Below are 22,221 nucleotides of genomic sequence, written 5' to 3'. Positions count from 1 at the left end.
GGTCGCGCAGCATGTGCGCGGACGCGCCGGACCCGTGAACGTCCGTGGCGCACGGGGTGAACAGGGGGATTCGCGTGCCGACCGCCATCGCTGTCACCAGTGCCGATCTGGTGCTGCCCGCCCCCGACCGGCACACCCCGGCGGGCGTCGTGCTGCACCCGCCGGAGCAGCTGGACCTGGAGGGCGCGCTCGCCGAAACCACGGCCCTGTTGGAGCGCCACGGGCACGTCGTGGCCGTCGTGCCGACCTGGTTGCCGGCCGCCACGGTCCGTCGGCTGCACACCGTACGGGCCATCCTGGAAAGCGACCGGATCGCGCTCATCGGCACCGATCTGCCGCCGCTGGCGACCGCCTTGCTGGTGCGTCAGCTGCGCCAGCTGAGCGTGTGCGATTTCAGTCCCGGAATCATTGCGTCCGCCGCGCGACTGCTCTCCCACTACATCTACGCGGGCGCCCTCCTGGGCACCGTGGCCAAGCTCGACCGGGTCCCGGTCGGCCTCAAGGCCCACGCCAGGTCCTGGAGCCCGAACGCCCAGTTCGCCGTACTGGCCAACCCCGAGCCCCACCTGGTCAAGCTCGGCGGTTCGAGCGGGGGCGGCGGGGCGCACGGCGGCGGGGGAGCCGTCCTGCCCCCGGGGCCCGGCTTCGCCACGCACCTCACCTTCGCCCGCGGCCAGCTCGCCTCCGACTGGGTCACCGCCGAACTCGCCCCCGCCTGGCAGGTCCAAGGGGTGATGGAGAACCCGCTGCCCGCCGACTCGCCCGCCTGGTGGGCCACCGGCAAGCTCGTCGAGTTCGCCGCGGCCATCCCCGACATCGCCATGCTCTACCAGCTGGTCGCCTCCGTCCGCCGCGAGCGGTGCCGCTGGTGCGGGGCCGAACTCATCGGCGACCGCTGCGGATTCTGCGCCGCCCCGCTCGTCGCACCCTCCTCAGCCCCCTCCGCCGCCGCACCGTCCACCGCCGTCCCCGGAGCCCGCTCCGCGGAGGGCCCCGCGTCCCGTCCCAGATCCTGACCGGCCCGAACGAAGAACGACGAGGTAGTCCCGGCCATGAACTCACGCCAGCGCCGCGGCGTCATCCTGCTGCTCCTGTCGGTCCTGTGCGCCCTCGGCGCCATCGCCGGGGTGCTGATGGTGATCGGCGACGTCAACTCGAAGGTCGGCCCCGAGGTCGTGGCGTACCGGGCCAAGGGCGACATAGCCCCGTACAGCCCGCTGAACGCGGGCCAGTTCGAGGAGATCAAGATGCCCAAGCGCTGGCTCTCGACGACCGCGATCACCGACCTGGGCGCCGTCCGGGACAAGATCGCGCTCACCACCCTGCGCAAGGGCTCCCTGCTCCAGAGCGACATGGTCGTCGACAAGCCGCAGCTCCAACCCGGTGAGCAGGAGATCGCCATCATGATCGACGCGGCGACCGGAGTGGCCGGAAAGATCTACTCCGGCGCCAAGGTCAACATCATCGCCACCTTCAAGGGGGCCAAGGAGAACGACCCCGCCCGCTCGGTGATCATCGTGGCCAACGCCCGCGTCATCAACGTCGGCAAGCTGACCTCCCTCGACAAGGACGGCAGCCGCACCGGACCGGCCGAGGTCGTGCCGATCACCTTCGCCCTGAACACCAAGGACACCCAGCGCGTCGCCTACGCCGAGTCCTTCGCGGCGCACGTCCGCCTGGCCCTCGTGGCCCCCGGCGCCGAATCGGCGCCCGCCCCGAGCGATCGCACGTACACCCTCGACGGGGACAAGTGAGGCCCGGATGACCACCCGAATCCTCCCGGCGGTCGGTGACCCGGAGGCCGCCCGCTCCATCATCACCCTGCTCAGCCAGCTCCCCGAGGCGGAACCGGCCGCCCCGGTGCCGGACTCCACCTCGCTCCTGGACACCCTGGCCCGGCTGGCCGCGGAATCCCTCGACGAACTGCCCGAGGTGGTGCTGGTCCACGAGCGGATCGGGCCCGTCCCGGCCCTGGAACTCATCCGCGACGTCGCCCTGCGCTTCCCGGCCGTCGGCGTCATCCTGGTCAGCTCCGGAGCCGGCCCCGGCCTCTTCTCCGCCGCGATGGACTCCGGCGCGCGCGGCCTGATCGGGCTGCCGCTGGCCTACGAGGAGCTCGCCGCCCGCGTCCAGGCCGCCGCCCAGTGGTCCGTGGGCGTGCGCCGCCACCTGGGCCGCGGCCCCGACGTCCTGCCCGGCCCCGGCGGCCGCGTGGTCACGGTCACCGGAGCCAAGGGCGGGGTGGGCGCCACCTTCACCGCCGTCCAGTTCGCGCTGGCCGCGGCCGCCGCCGGGCGGCGCACCGCGCTGGTCGACATGGACCTCCAGGCCGGGGACGTGGGCTCCTACCTCGACGTGCAGTTCCGGCGCTCCATCGCCGACCTCGCGGGGATCCAGGACATCTCGCCCCGGGTGCTCCAGGACGCGGTGTACGACGACCGCACCGGCCTCGCCCTGCTGCTGGCCCCCGGCGAGGGCGAGCGCGGCGAGGAGGTCGACGAGCGGGCCGCCCGCCAGGTCATCGCCGCCCTGCGCGGACGCTACGACCTCGTCGTCATCGACTGCGGCACCCAACTGACCGGCGCCAGCGCCACCGCCGTGGAGAGCGCGGACGTGGCGGTCCTGGTCACCACGCCGGACGTGGTCGCCGTACGCGCCGCCAAGCGGATGGTGCGGATGTGGGAACGGCTCCAGATCCGCAAGGCGGAGGAGACCTCCATGGTCGTCAACCGCTGGACCAAGCACACCGAGATACAGCCCTCGCTCATCCAGAAGATCACCAAGACCCGGGCCACCCGGACCCCGGTCCCCGCGGCCTTCAAGGAGCTCCAGGCCGTCGTGGACGCGGGCCGCGTCCAGGACCTCGACAACCGCTCCACCGTCAAGCAGGCCCTGTGGACCCTGGCCGGGGAGCTGGGCCTGCTCGCCGCACCGGACGCGGAGGAGCCGCCGCCGACGCCCGGCGGCGCCCTCGCGGTGCGCGCGGGCGGCCCCGTGGCCCGGCTGCGCGGCGGCGACCGCGGCGCGGTGGGCCCGTGGCGGCGCCGGTCCGGGGAGGGCTGAGGGGTGCGCGCCGGGGGGCGTGCACGACGTACGGCGCTCCGCGGGCGCGGGCGCGGGACCGGGCGCGGGACCGGGGGGCCGGGCGGCGGGCGCGCGGACGGCCGTCGGGGCGACCGCGGGCAGGTGGCCATCGAGTTCCTGGGGACGGTGCCGCTGATCCTGCTGCTGGTGGTCGCGGTGTGGGAGTGCGTGCTGATCGGCTACGCCTTCTCGCTCGCGGGCAACGCGGCGGACGAGGCGGCGCGCGCGGGCGCGGCCCGGGGCGACGGCGCCTGCGCGGCCGCCGCGGGCAGGCACATCGGCGGCGCCTGGCGGATGACCTCCAGCTGCGGGACCTCCGGCGACATCTACAAGGCGACCGTCACGCTCAACCTCCCCGTGCTCTACCCGGGGCTGAACATCGGGGTGCCCATCGTCGGCGAGGGCGGATCGGCCAAGGAGAGCGCGAGGTGAGCGGCGACGTGTTCGGGAACCGGAGGAGGGCGCGCTCCGACCGGGGCCAAGTGGCCCTGGAGTACATCGGGTTCGTCCCCATCGTGCTCTTCGTCGGGCTCTGCGGCATCCAGCTGGGCTGGATCGGCTACGTCCACGAACAGGCCGACACCGCGGCCCGTACGGCCGCCCGCGTGGAGGCCCGTTACGGCGAGGGCGGCGAAGCGGCGGGCCGGGCCGCGATCAGCGGCGGTCTGGCCTCGCGCGCCCGGGTCGTGGTCTCGAAGAACGACGACGCGGTGACGGTGACGGTGACGATCTCCGTCAATTCCATCGTCCCCGGGCTGAGCGTGCCCGACGCCACCCGCACCGCGATCATGCCCAACGACGACCCGAAGGTGACCGGACCATGAGCCTGCGTTCCCGGGTCAACACCCCCGACGACCGGCACGGCCCGCGCGAGGACGGCCGCCTGGTCTCCGCCTACCGCGCCAAACTGCTGGAGGAGATCGACCTCGCCGAGATGTCCGCGCTCGCGCCCGCCGAGCGCCGGGCGCGCCTGGAGCGCGTGCTCGGGCACATCATCAGCCGCGAAGGCCCGGTCCTGTCCACCGCCGAGCGCGCCCAGCTGATCCGCCGGGTCGTCGACGAGGCCCTCGGTCTCGGCGTGCTCGAACCGCTCCTGGAGGACCCCTCCATCTCCGAGATCATGGTCAACGGACCGGACCAGATCTTCGTCGAGCGCGGCGGCCGGGTCGAGCAGCTCCCGCTCCGCTTCGCCTCCCACGACCAGCTCATGCAGACCATCGAGCGGATCGTCTCCACCGTCAACCGCCGCGTGGACGAGGCCAATCCGATGGTCGACGCGCGGCTGCCCAGCGGCGAGCGCGTCAACGTCATCATCCCGCCGCTGTCACTGACCGGCGCGACCCTCACCATCCGCCGCTTCCCGCGCGCCTTCACCCTGCACGAGATGATCGGCCTCGGCTCGCTCGACGAGCAGATGCTGCTCCTGCTGTCCGGGCTGGTCCAGGCGAAGATGAACGTGATCGTCTCCGGCGCCACCGGCACCGGCAAGACCACCCTCCTCAATGCCCTCTCGGGGCTGATCCCGGAGGGCGAGCGCATCATCACCATCGAGGACTCCGCCGAACTCCAGCTCCAGCAGCCGCACGTGATCCGCCTCGAATCGCGACCGGCCAACGTCGAGGGCAAGGGCCGCATCACCATCCGCGACCTCGTCCGCAACTCCCTGCGCATGCGCCCCGACCGCATCATCGTCGGCGAGGTCCGCGGCGGCGAGACCCTCGACATGCTCCAGGCCATGTCCACCGGCCACGACGGCTCGCTCGCCACCGTCCACGCGAACAGCTCCGAGGACGCCCTGATGCGCCTGCAGACCCTCGCGTCCATGTCCGAGGTCGAGATCCCCTTCGAGGCGCTCCAGGACCAGATCAACAGCGCCGTCAACGTCATCGTCCAGCTGACCCGCTTCGGCGACGGCTCCCGCCGGATCACCGAGATCTCCATCCTCGACTCGCACGGCCGCGAGCCCTTCCGGATCACCACGGTGTGCCGCTACCGCGCCCAGCCCCCGGGGCCCGACGGCCGCGTCCTCGGCTACTTCGAGTACCGCCCGCTGCCGCGCCGGATCGCGGACCGCCTGTACATGAACAACCAGCCGGTCCCGCAGGCCTTCGGCGTCGCGACGGCCGACGGCGGCCACCCCTACCCAGGGCACCAGCCGCCGCACCGGCCCCACCAGCCGCAGTTCGAGGCGCACCAGCCGCCCTACCCGGCGGCGCTCCAGCCGCCGTACCCACACGATCCGCTCGATCCGCTCGACCCCCGGACCATCCTGTGAACGCTCTCGTGCTCCTCACCCTCGGAGCCACCCTGCTGGCCGGCCTGCTCGTCGTCCTCGGCGCGCACGCGTACGCCGCCGGACGCGCCCAGCGCGCGGCCCTCGTCGAACGGCTCACGGCGAGCGGCGAGCCCCCGCCCGGCGGCCGCAGGCGCCGCTTCCCGACCCTCGACCGCCGCCTGCGCACGACCTCCTTCGGCCGCCGGATCGAGCAGAAGCTCGCCACGACCGGACTCGACCTGACCCCGGGCGAGTTCCTCGTGTACGTCCTGGCCGCGGTCGCCGGGGTCTGGCTGCTGTCCGCCGCCTTCCTCGCGCCCTTCTTCGGCCCGGTCGCGGGCCTGATCGGCATCTGGGCGGGCAACGCCTTCCTGAACTGGCAGCGGGCCCGGCGCACGGAGCGCTTCATCAACCAGCTCCCCGAGCTGGCCCGGATCCTGGCCAACGCCACCCAGGCAGGCCTCGCCCTGCGCACCGCCATCGGCATCGCCGCCGAGGAGCTGGAGGCCCCCGCTGGCGAGGAACTCTCCCGCGTCGCGGACCGGTTGGCGATCGGGCACTCCATCGAGGAGGCGCTGGGCGAGATCGCCGAGCGGCTGCCCTCGCGCGAGCTCGTCGTGCTGGTGTCCACGCTGGTCCTCTCCGCCCGCGCGGGCGGCGCGATCGTGGGGAGCCTGCGCAACCTGACGGTGACCCTGGAACAGCGCAAGGAGACGCGGCGCGAGATCCGCACACAGCTCTCGCAGGTCACGGTGACCGCGTACCTGGTGCCCGCGATCGGACTGGCCTCGCTGCTGCTGGTGGACGCGATGATGCCGGGCGCGCTGGACCGGATGACCGGGGCGTTCATCGGACAGACCGCGGTGCTCGTCTCGCTCGGCCTCTTCGCCCTGGGCTTCGTCCTCATCCGCCGCCTGTCCAAGATCGACGTGTGAGGGCCGCCGGATGACGCTCGCCATGACCTCCATGACCTCGATGACTTCCATGACTTCCATGACCTCCGTGACTTCCCTGGCAGCCGTGCCCCCCGTGACCGGTTCCGGTTCCGGTTCCGGGTCCGGTTCCGGTTCGGGTGCGCTGGCCGCGGCGGTGGCGACCGCCGGATGGCTGGGGCCCGTACTGGCCCTGGTCGTCGGCCTGGCCGTCTTCGGCGCCTTCCACGGCCTGCGGCTCTACCGCGCCGACGCCAAACTCCCCACCGACCTCGCCCTCGCCCTGGAGGTCGGCGCCTCGCGCACCACCGCCGTCGGCTCCCTCGTCGACCGGCTCGGCATCCGCTGGGCACCGCTGGTGCTGCGCCTGATGGGCCGGGACCGGGTGGCCCGCAAGCGCCGCCAGATCGACATGGCGGGCAATCCGGCCGGTCTGACCATCGACCGCTACGCGGCGCGGCGCGCGGTGTACGGCGCCCTCGGCGCGCTCGGCGCCTTCGCGATGCTGATCAACGGCCAGCTGGTCGCGGCGCTGCTGATGGTCGCGTTCGGACTGTTCTGGATCGAGTTCGGCCTCTGGTCGGCGATCCGGGTCCGGCGCGACCACATCGAGCGGATCCTGCCCGACTTCCTCGACGTGCTCGCCGTCGTGGTGAGCGCCGGACTCGGCTTCCGCCAGGCGCTGGAGCGGGTCGCGGACAAGTACGAGGGCCCCTGGGCCGACGAAGTGCGCATCACCCTCCAGCAGATGAACATGGGCGTCAGCCGCCGCCAGGCCTTCGACGAACTGCGCCGCCGCAACGACTCCGAGCAGGTGGCGCAGTTCGTCACCGCGCTCCAACAGGGCGAGGAACTGGGCTCGCCCATCGTCGACACGCTGATCGCGATCGCCGAGGACATGCGCCGCACCGACGCCCAGAACGCCCGCCGCCGGGCGGCCCGCGCGGTCCCCAAGGCGACCTTCGCGGTCACCATGTTCATGCTGCCCGGCACGCTGATCCTACTGGTCTGCGGCTTCGTCTACGGCGCGAACGTCGACTTCGGCGCGATCCTGGGGGGTGGCTGACGACGATGGCCGCACTGTCCTTCACCGGGCCGGGAGGCGGACGCGCACCCCGCATCGGGTACGTCCGCCGGGCCGCGCCGACGGCTCCTGCGGCGGCGGCGATCGCCCTCCCGCTCCAGGCGAACGCCCTCCAGGCCCTGTGCCGCCAGGTCTTCGCCTTCCGGCTGGTGATGATCGCCCTCGGCGCCCCGCTGGCGCTCACCCACACCGCGCGCGGCCTGCCGCTGTGGCTGGTCTCGGGGGCGCTGCTGACCGTCTTCATGTTCTCGTACGCCCTCTTCCGCGACTGGGAGCGCTTCGGCCCGCTGCTGTTGCGCCACCCCTGGCTGCTCGCGGTGGACATGACCTTCAGTGCCCTGCTGCTGGTCACCGCCGGCCCCGAGTCCCCGCTCGGCTTCGTCTCGGTGTGCACCCCGCTGTTGGCCGGGCTGGTCCAGGGGTGGCGCGGCTCGGCCCTGTACGCCGCCTTCCAGGCGGTGGCCGTGGCCGCGCTGGCGCACCACGTACCGGCGGCGTACCTCCTGGCCACCCTGTGCCTGCTCGCGGGGGCGGCCGGATCCAGCCTGCGCGGCCTGCTGCTGCGGGTCGGCGAGGCGAGCCGGGCCCTGACCGAGACCCGGGCCCGGCTGGCGGTGGCGGAGGCGGTCCGCGACGAACGGGCCCGACTGGCCCGGGAGATGCACGACTCGGTGTCCAAGACCCTGCACGGCCTGGCCCTGGCCGCCGAGGCGCTGGGCCGGACCACCGACCCGGAGGCGGTACGGGGCCAGGCCGCCCTGATCGCCCACGCGGCCCGCCGCGCGGCGGCGGAATCCCGCGAGCTGCTGTGCGAACTGCGCGGGGCCGACGCGGCCCCGCCCGCTGCGCTCGCCGAGGAACTGGGCGCCTGCGCGGCCCGGTTCCCCGGCGCCGAGCTGTCGACCCCGCCGCACCTCCCCGACTACCCCGCGCGCGTACGCCGCCACCTCCTGGCCGTCACCGCCGAGGCCCTGGAGAACGCCGGGCGCCACGCGGGGGCCACCCGTACGACGGTGACGGCCTCCGTCACCGGCGCCCTGTTCACCCTCGCCGTGCGGGACGACGGCCGCGGCTTCGCCGTGGACGCGCCGCCCGCGGCCCTGCGGGCGGCGGGCCGCTTCGGCCTGCAGGGCATGCGGGAACGGGCGGCGGCGATCGGCGCGGAGCTGACCCTGGCCCGGGCCACCCCGTCGGGCACGGAGGTCCGCCTGACGCTCCCGCTCCCGGCCCCGGCCCCGGCCCCGGGGGAGGGCGCCGGATGACACCCCCCACCACGGTGCTGCGCGTCCTGATCGCGGACGACAACCCGGTCGTCCGGGCGGGTCTGGCCGCCCTGCTGGCCACCCACGAGGACCTCCGGGTGGTGGCGGAGGCCGCCGACGGCCGCGGCGCCCTCCAGCTGACCCGCACCCACCGCCCGGACGTGGTCCTGCTGGACGTCCGGATGCCCGGCGTGGACGGCATCTCGGCCCTCCCGCACCTGGTCCGGCTGGCGCCCGTACTGATGCTGACGTACAGCCGGGAATCCGAAATCGTCCGCGAATCCCTCCTGTTGGGCGCGGCGGGCTACCTGGTGCACGGCGAATTCACCCCGGACCAGCTGACATCGGCGGTCCGCGACGCCCACGCCGGCCGCGCGAACTTCACCTCGACCCCGTCGAGCATCTTGCTCGCAGACCTCCGGGGGGCTTCGCAACCGCAACGAGTTATGGCACAGTCTTCCGTACAGCACCACAACCACGCGGCATACGGCTTGAGTTCGAGGGAGGTGGAGGTGATGGACCTGATCGCATCCGGAATGAGCAACCAGCAGATCGCCGCCACCTGCTTCATCAGCGAGAAGACGGTCAAGAACCACATCAACCGCATCTTCGCGAAGCTCCACAGCACCACCCGCAGCGAAGCCATAGCCCGCTGGCTGGGAACCGCCCGTCCAGGAGTGACCGGCCATGGGTAGACGCCGAGCGCATTGGGTCCGTAATTGGGCCCCGGGACCCTTGGGCCCCCCACCCCCCACCCCGTACGGTCCGCAAATCGACAGCGGCACCGGACCGGGAGGGAACGCCCATGCCGAACAGCATGCTGCTCAAAGTGTGGATCGAGGCGAGACTTCGAATGATGGACGGGCACGAGGAGGACCGGGGACAGACGGCCTTCGAGTACCTGGGCATCATCCTGGTGGTCGTGGTGATCATCGGAGCTATCGTCGGCACGGGCATCGGCACCGCGATCACGGACCGCATCGCCGCTGCCGTCGCTGCCATTACGGCGGGCGGCGGCTAGGGGTCGTGCGCGGTTCACGCGACAAGGGGCAGGCGTTTCCGATCTACATCGTGACGGTGGCGGGTCTGCTCTTCGCCGCGTTCGCCTTCTTCGCCATCAGCCAGGCCGCCGTGGTCCGCAGCAATGCCCAGAAGGCAGCGGACGCGGCGGCCCTGGCTGCCGCGGGGGACGCGCGCGACCACCTGCTGCCCGGCTTGGACTTCACGAAGCTCAAGCCCGAGGACTGGCGCGACATCCTTGACGGCAGGCTGTTCGACGGGATGGGTGCGTGCGGTGCGGCCCGCGCATTCGCATCGGACAACGGGGCGACGGCGACCTGCGAGGCGGCGCTGCCCAGCTTCACGGTCGAGGCGACGACGGAGACCGGGGTGGGAAATTCGGTCGTCCCGGGTATCGCCGGGACGAGGGGAACCGCCAAGGCGACGGCGCGCATCGACCCCCGATGCGTCCTGGGCTCCGCACCCGCCCCCGGGGGCGAGCCCCCCGCGGAAGGGAGCCCGCCGCCGAAGCCGGACCCCGTCGAGATCTTGTGCCGGGGTGGAGACGTCATCCATTTCGATCCGTCAAAGCCGGACCCGTGGCGCACGTTGGCGAGGAGCCTCTTCGACGTCCGCCTGGTCCACTGAAAGCCAACGAGAGACAGGGAACAGGCGTAGATGAGCATGCGGCACACGGTGAAGGTCCGCGGGGGAGCGACTGTCGCGGTTGCGGCGGTCCTGGCCCTCACACTGGCCGGATGCGGAGGCGGGGACGACAAGAAGCCCCAAGGTGACGCGAAGCCGTCCGCAGCTCCGTCACAAGGCGGTACCTCGAAGAAGCCCACCACCGACACGGCCCCGAGTGCGGAGCCCACCGAGATCCTCGCCACGACGAACGGCGATCCGGGCATCGTCCTGACGGTCAATGCGGCCGCTCGCGATCAGGGTGGATTCGTCACGGTGAGCGGCCAGATCAAGAACAACACCGACAAGGTGTTCACGAAGATCACCGCTTGGCGCGGCGACGAGAAGAACGCCAGCGGTACGTCGGTCGCGGGCGCGACGCTGGTCGACAAGCCTGGCAAGAAGCGCTATTACGTGCTCAGGGACACCGAAAGCCGCTGCTTGTGCACGACGGGGATCACCCGTATCGAACCAGGTGCGACGATCCCCTTCTTCGCCCAGTTCCCCGCGCCCCCCGCCACCACGACGGAGGTCGACTTCAGCCTCCCCACCTTCGCCACGGCCACCATCAAAATCTCCGGGTGACCCCATGACCACACGCACACGCGCACGCTCACACACCCGCCATCGCGCGGCCGCCGCCACCGCGGTCTCCGCGCTGATCATCGCCGGGGGGCACCTGCTCGGCGCGACGAGCGCCCACGCCGACGACAAGACCGGCGCGGCCGTCGGGGCCGCTCCCTCCGGCTCTCCGCGCCCCGGCGGCACGCCGACCGGCACCACGCCCCCCGGGACCGAGGCGTCCAGTGCCGCGCCCGTGGCCATCGACTCCAACTCGCCCGGGCTCAAGATCCCGCAGGGCGGGACCCTCGCCCCCGCCAAGGTGCTCGACATCGCCGAGGTCGTCGAGGACCTCGGGGGCGAGCAGCGGCGGCAGGAGACCAACCAGAACGTCATGATGGCGCTCCAGTCGGAGGTCCTCTTCCCCGAGAACAGCGCCGTCTTCAACGCCCAGGCCGCGGCCCGCATCCTGGCCATCGCCAACGAGATCAACCAGCAGAAGGCCACCCGCGTCCGCGTCTTCGGCTTCACCGACGACCAGGGCAGTTACGAGCACGGCCTGGAACTCTCCAAGCAGCGCGCCGAGGCCGTGCACACCGAGCTGGCCAAGACCGTCACCAACGCCTCCGTCGTCTTCGACATCCGCGGGTACAGCGAGGACTACCCCATCGCCGACAACGGCACGGAAGAGGGCCGCAAGAAGAACCGCCGCGTGGAGATCACCTTCCCGCGCGGCAGCACCTCCTAGCGGGACCCGCTCCGCGCCAGGAGGAGTTCCGCCATGTCGCGCGCCCGCAGGGCGGCGGTCGGGCCGGGGTCCAGGGCCGCCACCGCCGTCGCGCCCTCGACCAGGATCATCAACCGGTCCGCCAGCTCCGCCTCCCCGGGGCCCGCCACCTCGCCCAGCAGTTCCCGCAGCTGCGCCTTGTGGCGCCGGACGACCTCCCGCACCCCGGCCGGTCCCGCGCCCAGCTCCCCGTGCGCGTTCAGGAAGGCGCACCCCCGGAAGCCGGGCTCCGCGAACCACTCGGCCAGCCAGTCGAAGACGGCCGCCACCGCGGCCGCCGGTTCGGGTCCGGCCGCGACCACGGCGGTGCGCAGGCCGGCCATCCACCGCCGGTCGCGTCGGTCCAAGTAGGCCTCGACCAGCGCTTCCTTGGCCGGGAAGACCCGGTACAGCCGTTTGAGCGGGATCCCCGACCCGGTGCGGATGCGGTCCATGCCCACGGCCTGGACGCCTTCGGCGTAGAACAGCTCCTCCGCCGTGTCCAGCAGCCGGGTCCGGGCCTCTTCGTCGTCCATGAGGGCAGCGTAACCCGTTTTCACTTGCGGCGAGAACGACCGTTCTCTACGGTGAGAACGTACGTTCTCCACTCGCGCAGCGTCGAAAGGCCCCGCCATGTCGTCGTCCGGCCCCAGCTCCAGCTCCAGCCCCAGCACTCCGCGCCCGCCCCTGCCGCCCTTCACGCGGGAGAGCGCCCTGGCCAAGGTCCAGGCCGCCGAGGACGCCTGGAACACCCGCGACCCCGAGCGGGTCGCCCTCGCCTACACCGAGGACTCGGTCTGGCGCAATCGCGACCGCTTCCTCACCGGACGCGCCGAGATCAGGGAGTTCCTCGCCGACAAGTGGACCCGCGAGCTGGACTACCGGCTGCGCAAGGAGCTGTGGTCCTACACCGGCGACCGCATCTCCGTGCGCTTCGAGTACGAGTGGCACGACGCGGCGGGCCAGTGGTGGCGCAGCCACGGCAACGAGCAGTGGGAGTTCGACCCGAACGGCCTGATGCGCCGCCGCGAGGCCAGCATCAACGACGTCCCGATCGCGGAGACGGACCGCCGCCTGCGCACCCACTGACGCCCGCCCGGGCGCACCCGCCCGCCCGCCGGGCCCCCACCCGGGCGACCCGGCACGGCGGGAAGGTATTGCCGGTGCGCCGCACCGGAGGGCCCGATTAGCCTGCCCCCATGCCCCTTGAGATGAACGACACCGTGCGCAGCCTGCTCGACGCACCGCACCCGGCCGTCATGTCCACCCTCAACCCCGATGGCAGCCCGCAGAGTTCGGTGGTCTGGGTGAGCCGTGACGGCGGCGAGCTGCTGATCTCCACCGAGCAGGGCCGCCGCAAGGAACGGAACATACTCCGCGACCCGCGCGTCGGCCTGACCGTCTTCGACCTTGCCAACCCCTACCTGTACGTCGAGATCCGCGGCACGGCCACCGTTACCGAGGACGCCGACCGCGCGGTGGCCGTCCGCATCGCCGAGGAATACCTCGGCCCGGGCGGCGGCAAGGAGTACCTGGAGGCCCCGCCGGAACAGGTTCGGGTGGTCGTCCGCATCACCCCGACCAAGTTCCTCGGCAACGCCACCAAGGCCGCCTAGGTTCTGACCGGCGGGCCCTCTGCCGGGAACGACGAGCAGGCGATCCGGCGGTCACACGTTCCGCCGGACGCCGCCTACCCCTCCTCGTGCGCGCGCGTGATCAGGTCCATCGCGACCTCCAGGGCGGCCAGCCGGGTCTCCTCCGGGTCGGCCTCCACGTGCTGGAGGAACATCATTCCCGCGTGCAGCGTGAAGATCGCGCTGACGCAGCGCACCTGGTTCGGCAGCGGGGCCTCGTCGGTGCGCAGCAGGTCGACCATCTTCAGCATCCGCTTCTTGACGGTCTCGCCGATGCTCAGCTCGCGCATCGTCGCCTGGTTCTCCTGCATGAAGCGGTAGAGCTGGCCGCCCGAGCACATCGCCTCGCTGTAGCGGCGCAGCATCTCCTTCTTCGTCGCCAGCGTGCGCGGCTGCTCCCCGGCCCAGGCGATCAGTTCGTCGATCGGGCGCGTCGTGTCGTCGAAGATGCTGATCAGGATCTCCTCCTTGGTCTTGAAGTGGTAGTACAGCGCCGCCTTCGTGACCTCGAGTCGCTCCGCGATCTCCCGTAGTGACGTCTTCTCGTACCCCTGCTCGGCGAAGAGCTCCAGTGCGACGTCCTGGATGAGCTGGCGCGTGTTGCCACGGCGCGGCTGCGGACTGCTGGACATGGGCACGCTCCAATTACTTACTTGACGCCCGGCTAGTTACGGGTCTAGTTTCCCCAGTGTAGTGAACTAGCCGGGCGGCAAGTAAGTGCCCGGGTGTCATCGGGGAGCGGACGACATGAGCAAGACGACACAGGCGGAGCCCGGAGTGGGGACGGAGGCGCCCGAGGGCGGAGCCAAGCCGCGCAGTGTGCGCGTCGTACTGCTCGCGCTCATGATCGCCATGCTATTGGCGATGCTGGACAACATGATCATCGGCACCGCGATGCCGACCATCGTCGGCGAACTGGGCGGCCTGGAGCACCTCTCCTGGGTGGTCACCGCCTACACCCTCGCCACCGCCGCCTCCACCCCCATCTGGGGCAAGCTCGGCGACATGTACGGGCGCAAGGGCTCGTTCCTCACCTCCATCGTGATCTTCCTGATCGGCTCCGTGCTCAGCGGCATGGCCCAGAACATGGGCGAGCTCATCGGCTTCCGCGCGATCCAGGGCCTCGGCGCCGGTGGCCTGATGGTCGGCGTCATGGCGATCATCGGTGACCTCATCCCGCCCCGCGAGCGCGGCAAGTACCAGGGCATGATGGCCGGCGTCATGGCCCTCGCGATGATCGGCGGTCCGCTGATCGGCGGCACCATCACCGACCACTGGGGCTGGCGCTGGTCCTTCTACATCAACCTGCCCCTGGGCGTCGTCGCCCTCGCGATGGTCACCGCCGTCCTGCACCTCCCCAAGAAGAAGACGCAGGGCAAGATCGACTACCTGGGTGCGGCCCTGCTCACCCTCGCGATCACCTCCACCGTCCTCGTCACCACCTGGGGCGGTACGGAGTACGCCTGGGGCTCCGCCGAGATCATCGGCCTGATCGCCGTCGGCATCGTCTCCATCGCCGGTTTCCTCTTCGTCGAGACCCGCGCCGCCGAACCGGTCATGCCGCTGCACATCTTCCGCAGCCGCAACTTCACCCTCATGTCGGTGATCGGGTTCCTGACCGGCTTCGCGATGTTCGGCGGCGTGCTCTACCTGCCGCTCTTCCAGCAGTCCGTCCAGGGCGCCTCGGCCACCAACTCGGGCCTGCTGCTCCTGCCCATGCTGCTGTCGATGATGGTCGTCTCGCTGATCGCCGGCCGCGTCACCACCAGCAGCGGCAAGTACAAGATGTTCCCGATCGCGGGCGGCGCGCTGATGGTCGTCGGCCTGTTCCTGCTCTCGCAGATGGACACCGGCACCAGCCGACTGATGTCCGGCGTCTACATGGCGGTCCTCGGCGCCGGCCTCGGCTTCCTGATGCAGATCACCATGCTGGTCGCGCAGAACAGCGTCGAGATGAAGGACATGGGCGTCGCCTCCTCCTCCGCGACCCTCTTCCGCACGCTCGGCGGCTCCTTCGGCGTGGCCCTGATGGGCTCGCTGTTCACCAGCCAGGTCACGCAGACCATGACCGACCGGCTCGGCCCGGCCGCCGCCGCCAAGTCCGGCTCCGCGCAGCTCGACGCGGCGCACCTGGCGCAGCTGCCGTCCGTGGTGCGCGAGGCGTACCAGCACGCGGTGGCCGCCGGTACGCACTCCGCGTTCCTGCTCGGCGCGGGCATCGCGCTGATCGGCTTCATCGCCGCCTGGTTCGTCAAGGAGGTGCCGCTGCGCGGCGCCGGCCCCGCCGCCGGCGGCGGCAAGGACGCGGGCACGGACAAGGGCGCCGCGGCCGCGGCCGCCGCGCAGGCCTCCGTGGCCCACTGATACCTGCCGCGAAGCCCGGCCCCCGTGGATGGACGGATCCACGGGGGCCGGGCCTTTTCGCGTGCGGTCACGTACTCCGGCGACGGCGACGCGACGGCGACGGCGACCGCGACCACGCCCGCGCACCGGCCAGCGGCGCGTCGCCGGGTGAACCGCCCGGCCCCGCCGCGGGCTTGGGGCGCCGCCCCGCGGGGTAGGAGTGTCCGTACATGTGGTGCGGTTCCCCATGGGACCTGAAAAGGGACGATCAAGGACCAAGGTCACTTGTGCCCTATACGTAGATTTTATGGTCAAAGCAGCTGGAACCGGCCGTGGTTCACCGTCATCCTCCCTCACAGGACCTGCAAAGGCGGATGGGGAGTGGACGGTTCATGGAACGCATCACGAGTCACATGGCGCAGCGAGGGGTTCGGGCCCGGATAGCCGTGGCGGCAGCGGCCGCGGCCGTCGCGGCCACGGTGTGGGGCGTGGCGACGCTCGTACCGTCCGGGCACGGCCCGGGCGACCCGCCCAACCACCAGAACGTGTCCCGCCAGAAGGACGCGCCCGACGCCCCCGCCGCCCCCGGCGCCCCGAACGCCCCGAACGCCCCGGGCCAGGTCCCCGACACCATCGCCCACGCCTCGGAAGCGGGCGGGAACGCCGTCAACATCACCATCGACGACGGCCCCGACCCGACCTGGACCCCGAAGGTCCTGGAGGTGCTCCGCAAGCACGGCGCGAAGGCGACCTTCTGCATGATCGGGCCACAGGCCAAGGCCCACCCGGAGTTGGTGAAGCAGGTCGTCGCGGACGGCCACCGGCTCTGCGACCACACCATGGACCACGACATCTCGATGGCCAAGAAGCCGGTGGACTACCAGAAGCGGCAGATCCTGGACGCGAAGAAGCTGATCGAGGACGCGGCCGGGGGCGGCGCCGAGGTCGAGTACTACCGGGCGCCCGGCGGGGCGTTCACCCCCGAGAGCCGGTCGCTCGCGGCCGCCGCGGGCATGCGCCCCCTCGGCTGGAACGTCGACACGAAGGACTTCAAGAAGCCCGGCAGCGACGCGATCGTGAAGACGGTCGAGCAGGGGCTGCGCAGCGGCCCCACCGTCCTCTTCCACGACGGCGGCGGCAACCGCGAGCAGACCGTCGAGGCCCTCGACGAGGTACTGACCCGGCTGGCGGAGCAGGGTCGCCCCACCGGCTTCCCGGTCCGCACCACGCCCTGACCCGCACCACGCCCTGACACGCCGTCGGCTGCCGAACGGGTGAGGGTCGGTGCGCGGGCCCCGGCCCCGGTGTTCCCTGGTCGGCGTACGGATCCCCGTACGTCCCGCCCGTACGCACGCAGCCCAGGAGACTCCCGTGGCCCTCTCGCCCGACCAGCTGACCGACCCCGCCGTCAGGGCCTTCGTAACCGCCGTCAACGCGGGGGACAGGGCCGCGGTCTTCGCGGTCCTGACCCCCGACGCGACCATGTCCGACGACGGCTCGGACCGCGACGTCCACCAGTGGACCGAGAAGGAGATCTTCTCCTGCGACGGGCACATGGACGTCGAGTCCGAGTCCGACGACGGAACGGCCCTCGTCGTGAACTACCGCAACTCCACCTGGGGGGAGATGCGCACCGCCTGGCGGTTCGTGGTCGACGGCGCGGGCTCGATCAGCCGTTTCGAGACCGGTCAGGCCTGAGCGGCCGCCCGGGCCGAGGCCAGCACCGCCGCCGTCAGCGGGACGTTCTCCGGGGACGCGCCGCCCGGGAAGCCGAAGCGGCGGCGCGTGTACCCGTACGCCACCTGGGTCACCGGGTCGGCGAAGCCGAGACCCCCCGCGGCGCCGCAGTGGCCGAAGGCCTGCGGTCCGACCTGCGGCTGCTGCTCGAAGCCCAGTCCGAAATGATCCTTCTCCGGCGTCACGAGGTCGTCACCCGGGGTGTGCAGCTTCGCGAACTCGGCGGCCGTCTCCGGCTTCAGCAGCGCGGGCAGCCCGGCCTGTTCGCCGATCGCCGCCGCGTACATCCCCGCGACGCCGCGCGCCGTGCCGATGCCGCCCGCCGACGCGGGACCCCGCGACTTCACCGCGGGGTGGTTCGCGTAGGCCACCAGGTCCATCGGGGGCCGGGTGTGCCAGTTGAAGGCGGTCTCCATCAGCGCCGGCGGCGGCGGGCCGCCCGCCAGCGCGGCCAGCCCCGCGGCCGTCGGGACCTGCGGCAGCACCGGCTTCCAGCGCGCTTCCAGCTCCGCGGGGAGCCCGATGTACAGGTCCAGCCCGTAGGGCGCGCGGATCCGCTCCTCGTAGACCTCCCGCAGGCTCTTGCCGGTGGCCCGGCGCACGACCTCGCCGGTCAGCGCGCCGATCACGAAGGCGTGGTAGCCGTAGCCCGTTCCCGGCTCCCAGTACGGCTTCTGCCCGGCGAGCCGGGCGGCGACCAGCGCGTCGTCCGCGACCTCGTCGAGGGTGAAGCCCTCGGGAGTGTTGATCAGGCCGGACTGGTGCGAGACCAGCTGGCGCAGCGTCAGGCGCTCCTTGCCGTCCCCGGTGAACTCGGGCCAGTACTCCACCACCGGACGCTCCAGGTCCAGTACGCCCTCCTGCACGAGCAGGGCCACGACCAGGTGGGCCGCGCCCTTGGTGATGGAGTAGACGCCGGTCAGGGTCTCCGCCGTGGTGTCCTCGCCCGCCCACAGGTCCACCACGCGGCTCCCCCGGTGGTACACGGCCAGCTGCGCCTCCGGAGAGGTCTCCTCGGCCAGCACGAAGGCCGCGAACGCCTCCCGCACCGGCTCCCAGCCCGCCGCCACCGTTCCGTCCACCTGTACCGCCATGTCGTCCCCCTGTCGGATCCGCGGATCCGTGATCGCTTCGTACCGTCTGGTCTTCAGCTGCCCCAACGAGCGCCGGTGGGGTCATATTCCTGTCGCGGCGCAGTCCGTCACCTCGGTGCGCTCCCGTACGGGTGAACGCGCGCCCGGTGTCGTTCCGGCCCGCCCCGGGGGCCCGTTGGGCAGCGCATGAAGCGCACCCGTATCGCCGCCGTCGCCCTCGCCGCCGCCGCCGCGGCCCTCGTGCCCGCTCTCGTCGAGGGCGCGGCGGCCGCGGCGGCCGAGGGGTCGTCGTACCTCCAGGACCCGGCCGGTGGCGAGAAGGCGATGAAGTCCCGCTGGACCAAGGACGAGATGCACAAGCTGGAGGGGCAGCTGCGCTTCCACCCCGGCGTCCAGTACGAGACGAGGACGGTCCCGGGCCCGGCCGGCGCCCCGGAGTGGGAGGCGCAGAAGGCCGACCCCAAGACGCTGGCCTGGCAGCCGAAGTTCGAGTTCGCGTGGGCCATCTCGGACTCCACGCTGGTGAAGAAGGCGGTCACCACCAAGAACGGCAAGCACCCCATCACGCTGTACGCGGTGGTGCGCAGGGCCGACGGGACCGAGGTGGCGAAGGTCCGCAGCGAGTCCAAGGACCGCCCGGCCAACGGCCGCGCCACGATCGGCGGGGACAAGAGGATCGCCTGTGACACGGGGGAGTACACGGTGGAGTGGTCGGCGACCCGCACCGGCTACGGCACCGTGAACGGCAGCCTGCGCTGGAACTCCAGCTGCGAGCAGTACCGCACCGCCTTCGCCGGCGACAACGCAAGGCACTAGCGGCCGCGGTCGCGGTGGCCCGTCGCCCCGCGCGCCTTGTGGGCGCGGTGCGGGCGACCGGGCTGCGGCCTCGGATCGAGTGCCGTGACAGCCATCCTGGCGCACGCGGGGGGTGGTGGAACCGGGCCGAAGGTCCCTGATGTCAGGGCCGAACAGGCGGGACGCGCCGGGTTCAGTGGCGCTTGGACGCTTCGCGGGCCTTCTCCGCGATGCCCTCCAGAACGCCCTTCGGGTCGCCGGCGGGGTCCACGGCGCGGCCGATGTTGCGCTTGATGGTGTCGCTGACGGTCACCCAGGAGGGGTCGTTGACCGGGTAGAGCTGAGCGCCGCGCAGGGCGGTCAGGAACTGCTCGTCGCCCTTGTCGAGGCCGCCGCCCGCCGGGGTGCGCGACGCCGAGATGGTGGAGGGCAGCAGGTGGTAGCGGCCGGCGAAGTCGCTCAGGTTCTTGTCCTGGTAGACGAAGTCCAGGAACTGACCGATCTGCTCGCGGTGGCCGTTCTGCTTGAAGGCCATCATCCAGTCGGCGACGCCGACGGCCGGCGGGGTCTCGCCGCTGCCCAGGGCGTCGTTGACCGGCATGGTCACCGTGCCGACGCCGATGCCCTTGGCCTTCGCCTCGTGGAGCAGCGAGGGGTAGCCGTTGAGCATGCCGACCTCGCCGCGCAGGAAGGCGGCGAAGGCGTCCTGGCGGTTGAACTGGGCGGGCGGCACCGGCCCGAGCAGGCCCGGGACGACCAGGTTGTCCTTGATCCAGCGGAAGGTCTCGACGTTCGCGTCGGCGGCCAGGCTGTAGTTGCCGCTGCTGTCGGCGTAGCCGCCGCCGTTGCTCAGCTCCCAGATCATCGCCTCCGCGTGCGCCTCCTCGGGGCCCAGCGGCAGGGCGTACGGGTACTTCACGCCCTTGTCCTTGAGCGCCTTGGCCGCGCTCTTGAGCTCCGACCAGGTCCGCGGGGCGCCCACCCCGGCCTTGGCGAAGAGGGCCTGGTTGTAGAAGAGCAGCCGGCTGCTCGCGACGAAGGGCAGGCCGTAGAGGGTGTTGCCGACCGAGCCCGCCTCGGCCAGCGGCGCCAGGAAGTTCGCCTCGGCGGTGACCGACAGCAGTTCCTCGGCCGAGTAGAGCTTGCCCTGGGCCGCGAAGTCGGAGTACCCGCCCATGAGGGCCATGTCGGGTGCTTTGCCCGCCTTCACCATTTTGCTGACCTCGCGGTCGATGTCCGCCCACGGCAGCAGGCTGACCTCGACCTTGATGCCCGGATGCGCGGTGGTGAAGGAGTCCGACATCTTGTCCCAGAAGGCCTTCGAGCTGGTGCTCGGGCCGTCTCCGTATTCGGCGGCGACCAGCCGCAGCGTCACGGCGTCCCCACCGCCACCTGCGGTGGAACCGCAGCCGGTGAGCGGGAGCAGGAGTCCGAGCACGGCCGCGCCCGCGGCCGCGCCGAATGTTCTTCGTCGCACGAGAGAATTCCCCGAGTTTCTTTTGTAGCCCGACGTTACTTATGGGTTGCTCCGGGTCGGGGTGTCCCCGCACGGCCCGTTGGCCGGAATTCTCTCCTGGTGGAGGGCGATTGATTCCATTGGGGCACTACTTGTGGGCAATGCTCCAAGCAATGGATTTCGCAATGGTGTTTTCCGATATGTGATCAACAATTCGGACGCGCGTAGACATGCCGAAAAGCCCGTTTCCGGTCGGGAAACGGGCTTTTCCGGGGAGGTGGTCGCGCCGGCGCCGCGGGTGGCGCGAAGCGGCCGTCAGTTCGCGAAGTCGCCCGCGTACGGGTCCGGCTCGCCGGTCTCGGGGTTGCGGCCCTCCTGCCAGCGGCGCTGGGCCTTGCGCCAGTGCACGAAGCCGAGCTGCTCGCCGTCCCAGAAGGTGATGCCGACGGGGCTCATGTCGAACTCGTCCGAGCACATCCGCAGCAGGAACTCCGCCATGCCGTACGGGTACACCGCGAAGACGTCGGCGGTGTGCCGCCCGCAGACCAGCACCGGCCAGCGGTCCGGGTCGGGGTCGGTGGTCAGCCAGCACAGGATGTCGGCGCCGCCGACCACGCCCCAGGCCAGGATCGACTCCGGATCGACGTCGAAGGCGGCCCGGCCGCCCTCCGCCGCCCACAGGGCGCGGGCGTTCGCGGTCTCCTCGGCCATCTCGGCCGGATCCCACTGCGGTCCCGGCTTGGGCAGCGGCAGCAGGATGCCCGCCTCGCCGTTGATGGTGCCCGCGCCGAAGCGCCCCATGAAGGCGACGTAGTCGGCGGGGAAGCGGGTGCCCCAGACCGCCTCGGCGGCCGGCCAGTCGATGTCCTCGTCGGCCCCGTGCGTGGCGGACATGATCTGTTCCAACGCCTTGACCCGCGCGTTCTCCGCCACGTCCGCTCCCCGACGATCCCTGCACCCCGCCCGATGCCCAACCGTCCCAACCTACCCCGCGCCGCGGGCCGGTCCCAGTGCCGTGCTCAGCCGGGGACGGACCCGCCCTCCGCCCCGCCCGCCGTCCCGCCCTCCGCGCGCACCCGCACGCTCACGCCCCGCCGCAGTCCCCAGCCCGCCATCGCCCCCGCCGACGCCTCCAGCACGTGCCGCGCGCGCGGCCGCGGCAGCCCGAGCCGGCCCGGGACCATCGTGCGCACCGCCAGGACCCGCAGCCGCCGGTCCAGGTAGGCCACGTCGATCGCGAAGCGCATCCCGAAGGTGTGCACGCCGGCCGCCGGGGTCAGCAGCAGCGCGCCCCCGATCCCGTCCCGCCCGAGCAGCCCCCGGGTCCGCGCGCGGTAGGAGGCCGCGATCTCCAGGGCGACCGCGCCGCCCTCCGGGAGGTCGAGCGCGCCCGGTCCGTCCTGCCAACGCCGTGCCATCCGCATCCCTCGTTTCCCGGCCGCGCGCCCCGGCGGGGCCCCGGCCGGGACCAGTCTCCGCCGGGGCGCGCGGCCGGGCCATGGGTCCCCGGGCCCA

Annotated in this window: 26 protein-coding genes; 20 read left to right on the top strand and 6 right to left on the bottom strand. The window is 72.0% G+C overall.

Going from position 1 to position 22,221, the window contains the following annotated elements:
* The first annotated feature begins 74 nt into the window (after positions 1 to 74).
* The 14 genes from ACFWAR_RS27570 (at position 75) to ACFWAR_RS27505 (ending at position 11,629) form a co-directional block, all read left to right on the top strand.
* Positions 75 to 1,016, top strand: a complete 942-nt coding sequence (locus ACFWAR_RS27570; protein ID WP_385782476.1) for a hypothetical protein — start codon at positions 75 to 77, stop codon at positions 1,014 to 1,016.
* 36 nt (positions 1,017 to 1,052) lie between these two features.
* On the top strand, positions 1,053 to 1,754 hold the full coding sequence (gene cpaB / locus ACFWAR_RS27565) for a Flp pilus assembly protein CpaB (protein ID WP_385782474.1): 702 nt from the start codon (positions 1,053 to 1,055) through the stop codon (positions 1,752 to 1,754).
* 7 nt (positions 1,755 to 1,761) lie between these two features.
* Positions 1,762 to 3,063: a CpaE family protein gene (locus ACFWAR_RS27560; protein WP_385782471.1), complete on the top strand. Its 1,302-nt coding sequence runs from the start codon at positions 1,762 to 1,764 to the stop codon at positions 3,061 to 3,063.
* A gap of 123 nt (positions 3,064 to 3,186) precedes the next feature.
* Positions 3,187 to 3,516, top strand: a complete 330-nt coding sequence (locus ACFWAR_RS27555) for a TadE/TadG family type IV pilus assembly protein (protein WP_385782468.1) — start codon at positions 3,187 to 3,189, stop codon at positions 3,514 to 3,516.
* Complete coding sequence (locus ACFWAR_RS27550; RefSeq protein WP_385782465.1) at positions 3,513 to 3,908, top strand: TadE/TadG family type IV pilus assembly protein; 396 nt, start codon at positions 3,513 to 3,515, stop codon at positions 3,906 to 3,908. Before ACFWAR_RS27555 ends, ACFWAR_RS27550 begins: the two co-directional genes overlap by 4 nt.
* Positions 3,905 to 5,359: an ATPase, T2SS/T4P/T4SS family gene (locus ACFWAR_RS27545; protein ID WP_385782462.1), complete on the top strand. Its 1,455-nt coding sequence runs from the start codon at positions 3,905 to 3,907 to the stop codon at positions 5,357 to 5,359. The genes ACFWAR_RS27550 and ACFWAR_RS27545 overlap by 4 nt, the downstream gene beginning before the upstream one ends.
* The gene (locus tag ACFWAR_RS27540; RefSeq protein WP_385782459.1) at positions 5,356 to 6,294 is read left to right on the top strand and encodes a type II secretion system F family protein; all 939 of its coding nucleotides are present in this window, start codon (positions 5,356 to 5,358) and stop codon (positions 6,292 to 6,294) included. Before ACFWAR_RS27545 ends, ACFWAR_RS27540 begins: the two co-directional genes overlap by 4 nt.
* 172 nt (positions 6,295 to 6,466) lie before the next feature.
* Positions 6,467 to 7,357, top strand: coding sequence for a DUF5936 domain-containing protein (locus tag ACFWAR_RS27535; protein ID WP_385782533.1), 891 nt, complete (start codon positions 6,467 to 6,469; stop codon positions 7,355 to 7,357).
* Positions 7,358 to 7,362: 5 nt separating this feature from the next.
* A complete protein-coding gene (locus ACFWAR_RS27530; protein ID WP_385782456.1) occupies positions 7,363 to 8,637 on the top strand; it encodes a sensor histidine kinase in 1,275 nt (424 codons plus the stop codon).
* Positions 8,634 to 9,332, top strand: coding sequence for a response regulator (locus ACFWAR_RS27525; RefSeq protein ID WP_385782453.1), 699 nt, complete (start codon positions 8,634 to 8,636; stop codon positions 9,330 to 9,332). Before ACFWAR_RS27530 ends, ACFWAR_RS27525 begins: the two co-directional genes overlap by 4 nt.
* Before the next feature lie 122 nt (positions 9,333 to 9,454).
* A complete protein-coding gene (locus tag ACFWAR_RS27520; protein WP_385782530.1) occupies positions 9,455 to 9,658 on the top strand; it encodes a hypothetical protein in 204 nt (67 codons plus the stop codon).
* A 5-nt stretch (positions 9,659 to 9,663) separates the two neighbouring features.
* On the top strand, positions 9,664 to 10,284 hold the full coding sequence (locus ACFWAR_RS27515; RefSeq protein WP_385782451.1) for a pilus assembly protein TadG-related protein: 621 nt from the start codon (positions 9,664 to 9,666) through the stop codon (positions 10,282 to 10,284).
* 30 nt (positions 10,285 to 10,314) lie between these two features.
* Positions 10,315 to 10,905, top strand: a complete 591-nt coding sequence (locus ACFWAR_RS27510; protein WP_385782447.1) for a hypothetical protein — start codon at positions 10,315 to 10,317, stop codon at positions 10,903 to 10,905.
* Positions 10,906 to 10,909: 4 nt separating this feature from the next.
* The gene (locus tag ACFWAR_RS27505; protein ID WP_385782444.1) at positions 10,910 to 11,629 is read left to right on the top strand and encodes an OmpA family protein; all 720 of its coding nucleotides are present in this window, start codon (positions 10,910 to 10,912) and stop codon (positions 11,627 to 11,629) included.
* Here the strand turns inward: ACFWAR_RS27505 and ACFWAR_RS27500 are convergent.
* Positions 11,626 to 12,183 carry a TetR/AcrR family transcriptional regulator gene (locus ACFWAR_RS27500; protein ID WP_385782441.1) on the bottom strand — a complete coding sequence of 186 codons (558 nt, stop codon included), beginning with the start codon at positions 12,181 to 12,183 and terminating at the stop codon, positions 11,626 to 11,628. The genes ACFWAR_RS27505 and ACFWAR_RS27500 overlap by 4 nt on opposite strands.
* Before the next feature lie 97 nt (positions 12,184 to 12,280).
* On the opposite strand from ACFWAR_RS27500, the gene ACFWAR_RS27495 reads away from it, so the two are divergent.
* Together ACFWAR_RS27495 and ACFWAR_RS27490 are read left to right on the top strand one after the other, a co-directional pair.
* Positions 12,281 to 12,736, top strand: coding sequence for a nuclear transport factor 2 family protein (locus ACFWAR_RS27495; RefSeq protein ID WP_385782439.1), 456 nt, complete (start codon positions 12,281 to 12,283; stop codon positions 12,734 to 12,736).
* Positions 12,737 to 12,846: 110 nt separating this feature from the next.
* Positions 12,847 to 13,263 carry a PPOX class F420-dependent oxidoreductase gene (locus ACFWAR_RS27490; protein ID WP_385782436.1) on the top strand — a complete coding sequence of 139 codons (417 nt, stop codon included), beginning with the start codon at positions 12,847 to 12,849 and terminating at the stop codon, positions 13,261 to 13,263.
* Between the two features lie 74 nt (positions 13,264 to 13,337).
* Here ACFWAR_RS27490 and ACFWAR_RS27485 read toward each other — a convergent pair whose 3' ends face one another.
* On the bottom strand, positions 13,338 to 13,913 hold the full coding sequence (locus tag ACFWAR_RS27485; RefSeq protein WP_385782433.1) for a TetR/AcrR family transcriptional regulator: 576 nt from the start codon (positions 13,911 to 13,913) through the stop codon (positions 13,338 to 13,340).
* Positions 13,914 to 14,028: 115 nt separating this feature from the next.
* Between ACFWAR_RS27485 and ACFWAR_RS27480 the strand changes: the two genes are divergently transcribed.
* From ACFWAR_RS27480 to ACFWAR_RS27470, 3 genes are all read left to right on the top strand, one after another.
* Complete coding sequence (locus tag ACFWAR_RS27480) at positions 14,029 to 15,645, top strand: MDR family MFS transporter (protein WP_385782430.1); 1,617 nt, start codon at positions 14,029 to 14,031, stop codon at positions 15,643 to 15,645.
* Between the two features lie 371 nt (positions 15,646 to 16,016).
* Positions 16,017 to 16,859: a polysaccharide deacetylase family protein gene (locus ACFWAR_RS27475; protein ID WP_385782428.1), complete on the top strand. Its 843-nt coding sequence runs from the start codon at positions 16,017 to 16,019 to the stop codon at positions 16,857 to 16,859.
* 136 nt (positions 16,860 to 16,995) lie between these two features.
* Entirely contained in the window at positions 16,996 to 17,322 is a 327-nt protein-coding gene (locus ACFWAR_RS27470) for a nuclear transport factor 2 family protein (protein ID WP_385782425.1), read from the top strand.
* On the opposite strand, the gene ACFWAR_RS27465 is transcribed toward ACFWAR_RS27470, so the two are convergent.
* The gene (locus ACFWAR_RS27465; RefSeq protein ID WP_385782422.1) at positions 17,313 to 18,455 is read right to left on the bottom strand and encodes a serine hydrolase domain-containing protein; all 1,143 of its coding nucleotides are present in this window, start codon (positions 18,453 to 18,455) and stop codon (positions 17,313 to 17,315) included. The genes ACFWAR_RS27470 and ACFWAR_RS27465 overlap by 10 nt on opposite strands.
* A 186-nt stretch (positions 18,456 to 18,641) precedes the next feature.
* Here ACFWAR_RS27465 and ACFWAR_RS27460 point away from each other — a divergent pair, with 186 nt between their 5' ends.
* The gene (locus ACFWAR_RS27460; RefSeq protein WP_385782419.1) at positions 18,642 to 19,271 is read left to right on the top strand and encodes a hypothetical protein; all 630 of its coding nucleotides are present in this window, start codon (positions 18,642 to 18,644) and stop codon (positions 19,269 to 19,271) included.
* Between the two features lie 172 nt (positions 19,272 to 19,443).
* Here ACFWAR_RS27460 and ACFWAR_RS27455 read toward each other — a convergent pair whose 3' ends face one another.
* The 3 genes from ACFWAR_RS27455 to ACFWAR_RS27445 form a co-directional block, all read right to left on the bottom strand.
* On the bottom strand, positions 19,444 to 20,727 hold the full coding sequence (locus tag ACFWAR_RS27455; protein WP_385782416.1) for an extracellular solute-binding protein: 1,284 nt from the start codon (positions 20,725 to 20,727) through the stop codon (positions 19,444 to 19,446).
* Positions 20,728 to 21,021: 294 nt separating this feature from the next.
* Positions 21,022 to 21,639, bottom strand: coding sequence for an SMI1/KNR4 family protein (locus ACFWAR_RS27450; RefSeq protein ID WP_385782413.1), 618 nt, complete (start codon positions 21,637 to 21,639; stop codon positions 21,022 to 21,024).
* 86 nt (positions 21,640 to 21,725) lie between these two features.
* A complete protein-coding gene (locus ACFWAR_RS27445) occupies positions 21,726 to 22,124 on the bottom strand; it encodes a DUF192 domain-containing protein (RefSeq protein WP_385782410.1) in 399 nt (132 codons plus the stop codon).
* Positions 22,125 to 22,221: the final 97 nt, after the last annotated feature.

The sequence above is a fragment of the Streptomyces sp. NPDC059917 genome, assembly GCF_042730635.1.
GTDB lineage: Bacteria > Actinomycetota > Actinomycetes > Streptomycetales > Streptomycetaceae > Streptomyces.
This window is presented reverse-complemented; position numbering and strand designations above follow the sequence as displayed.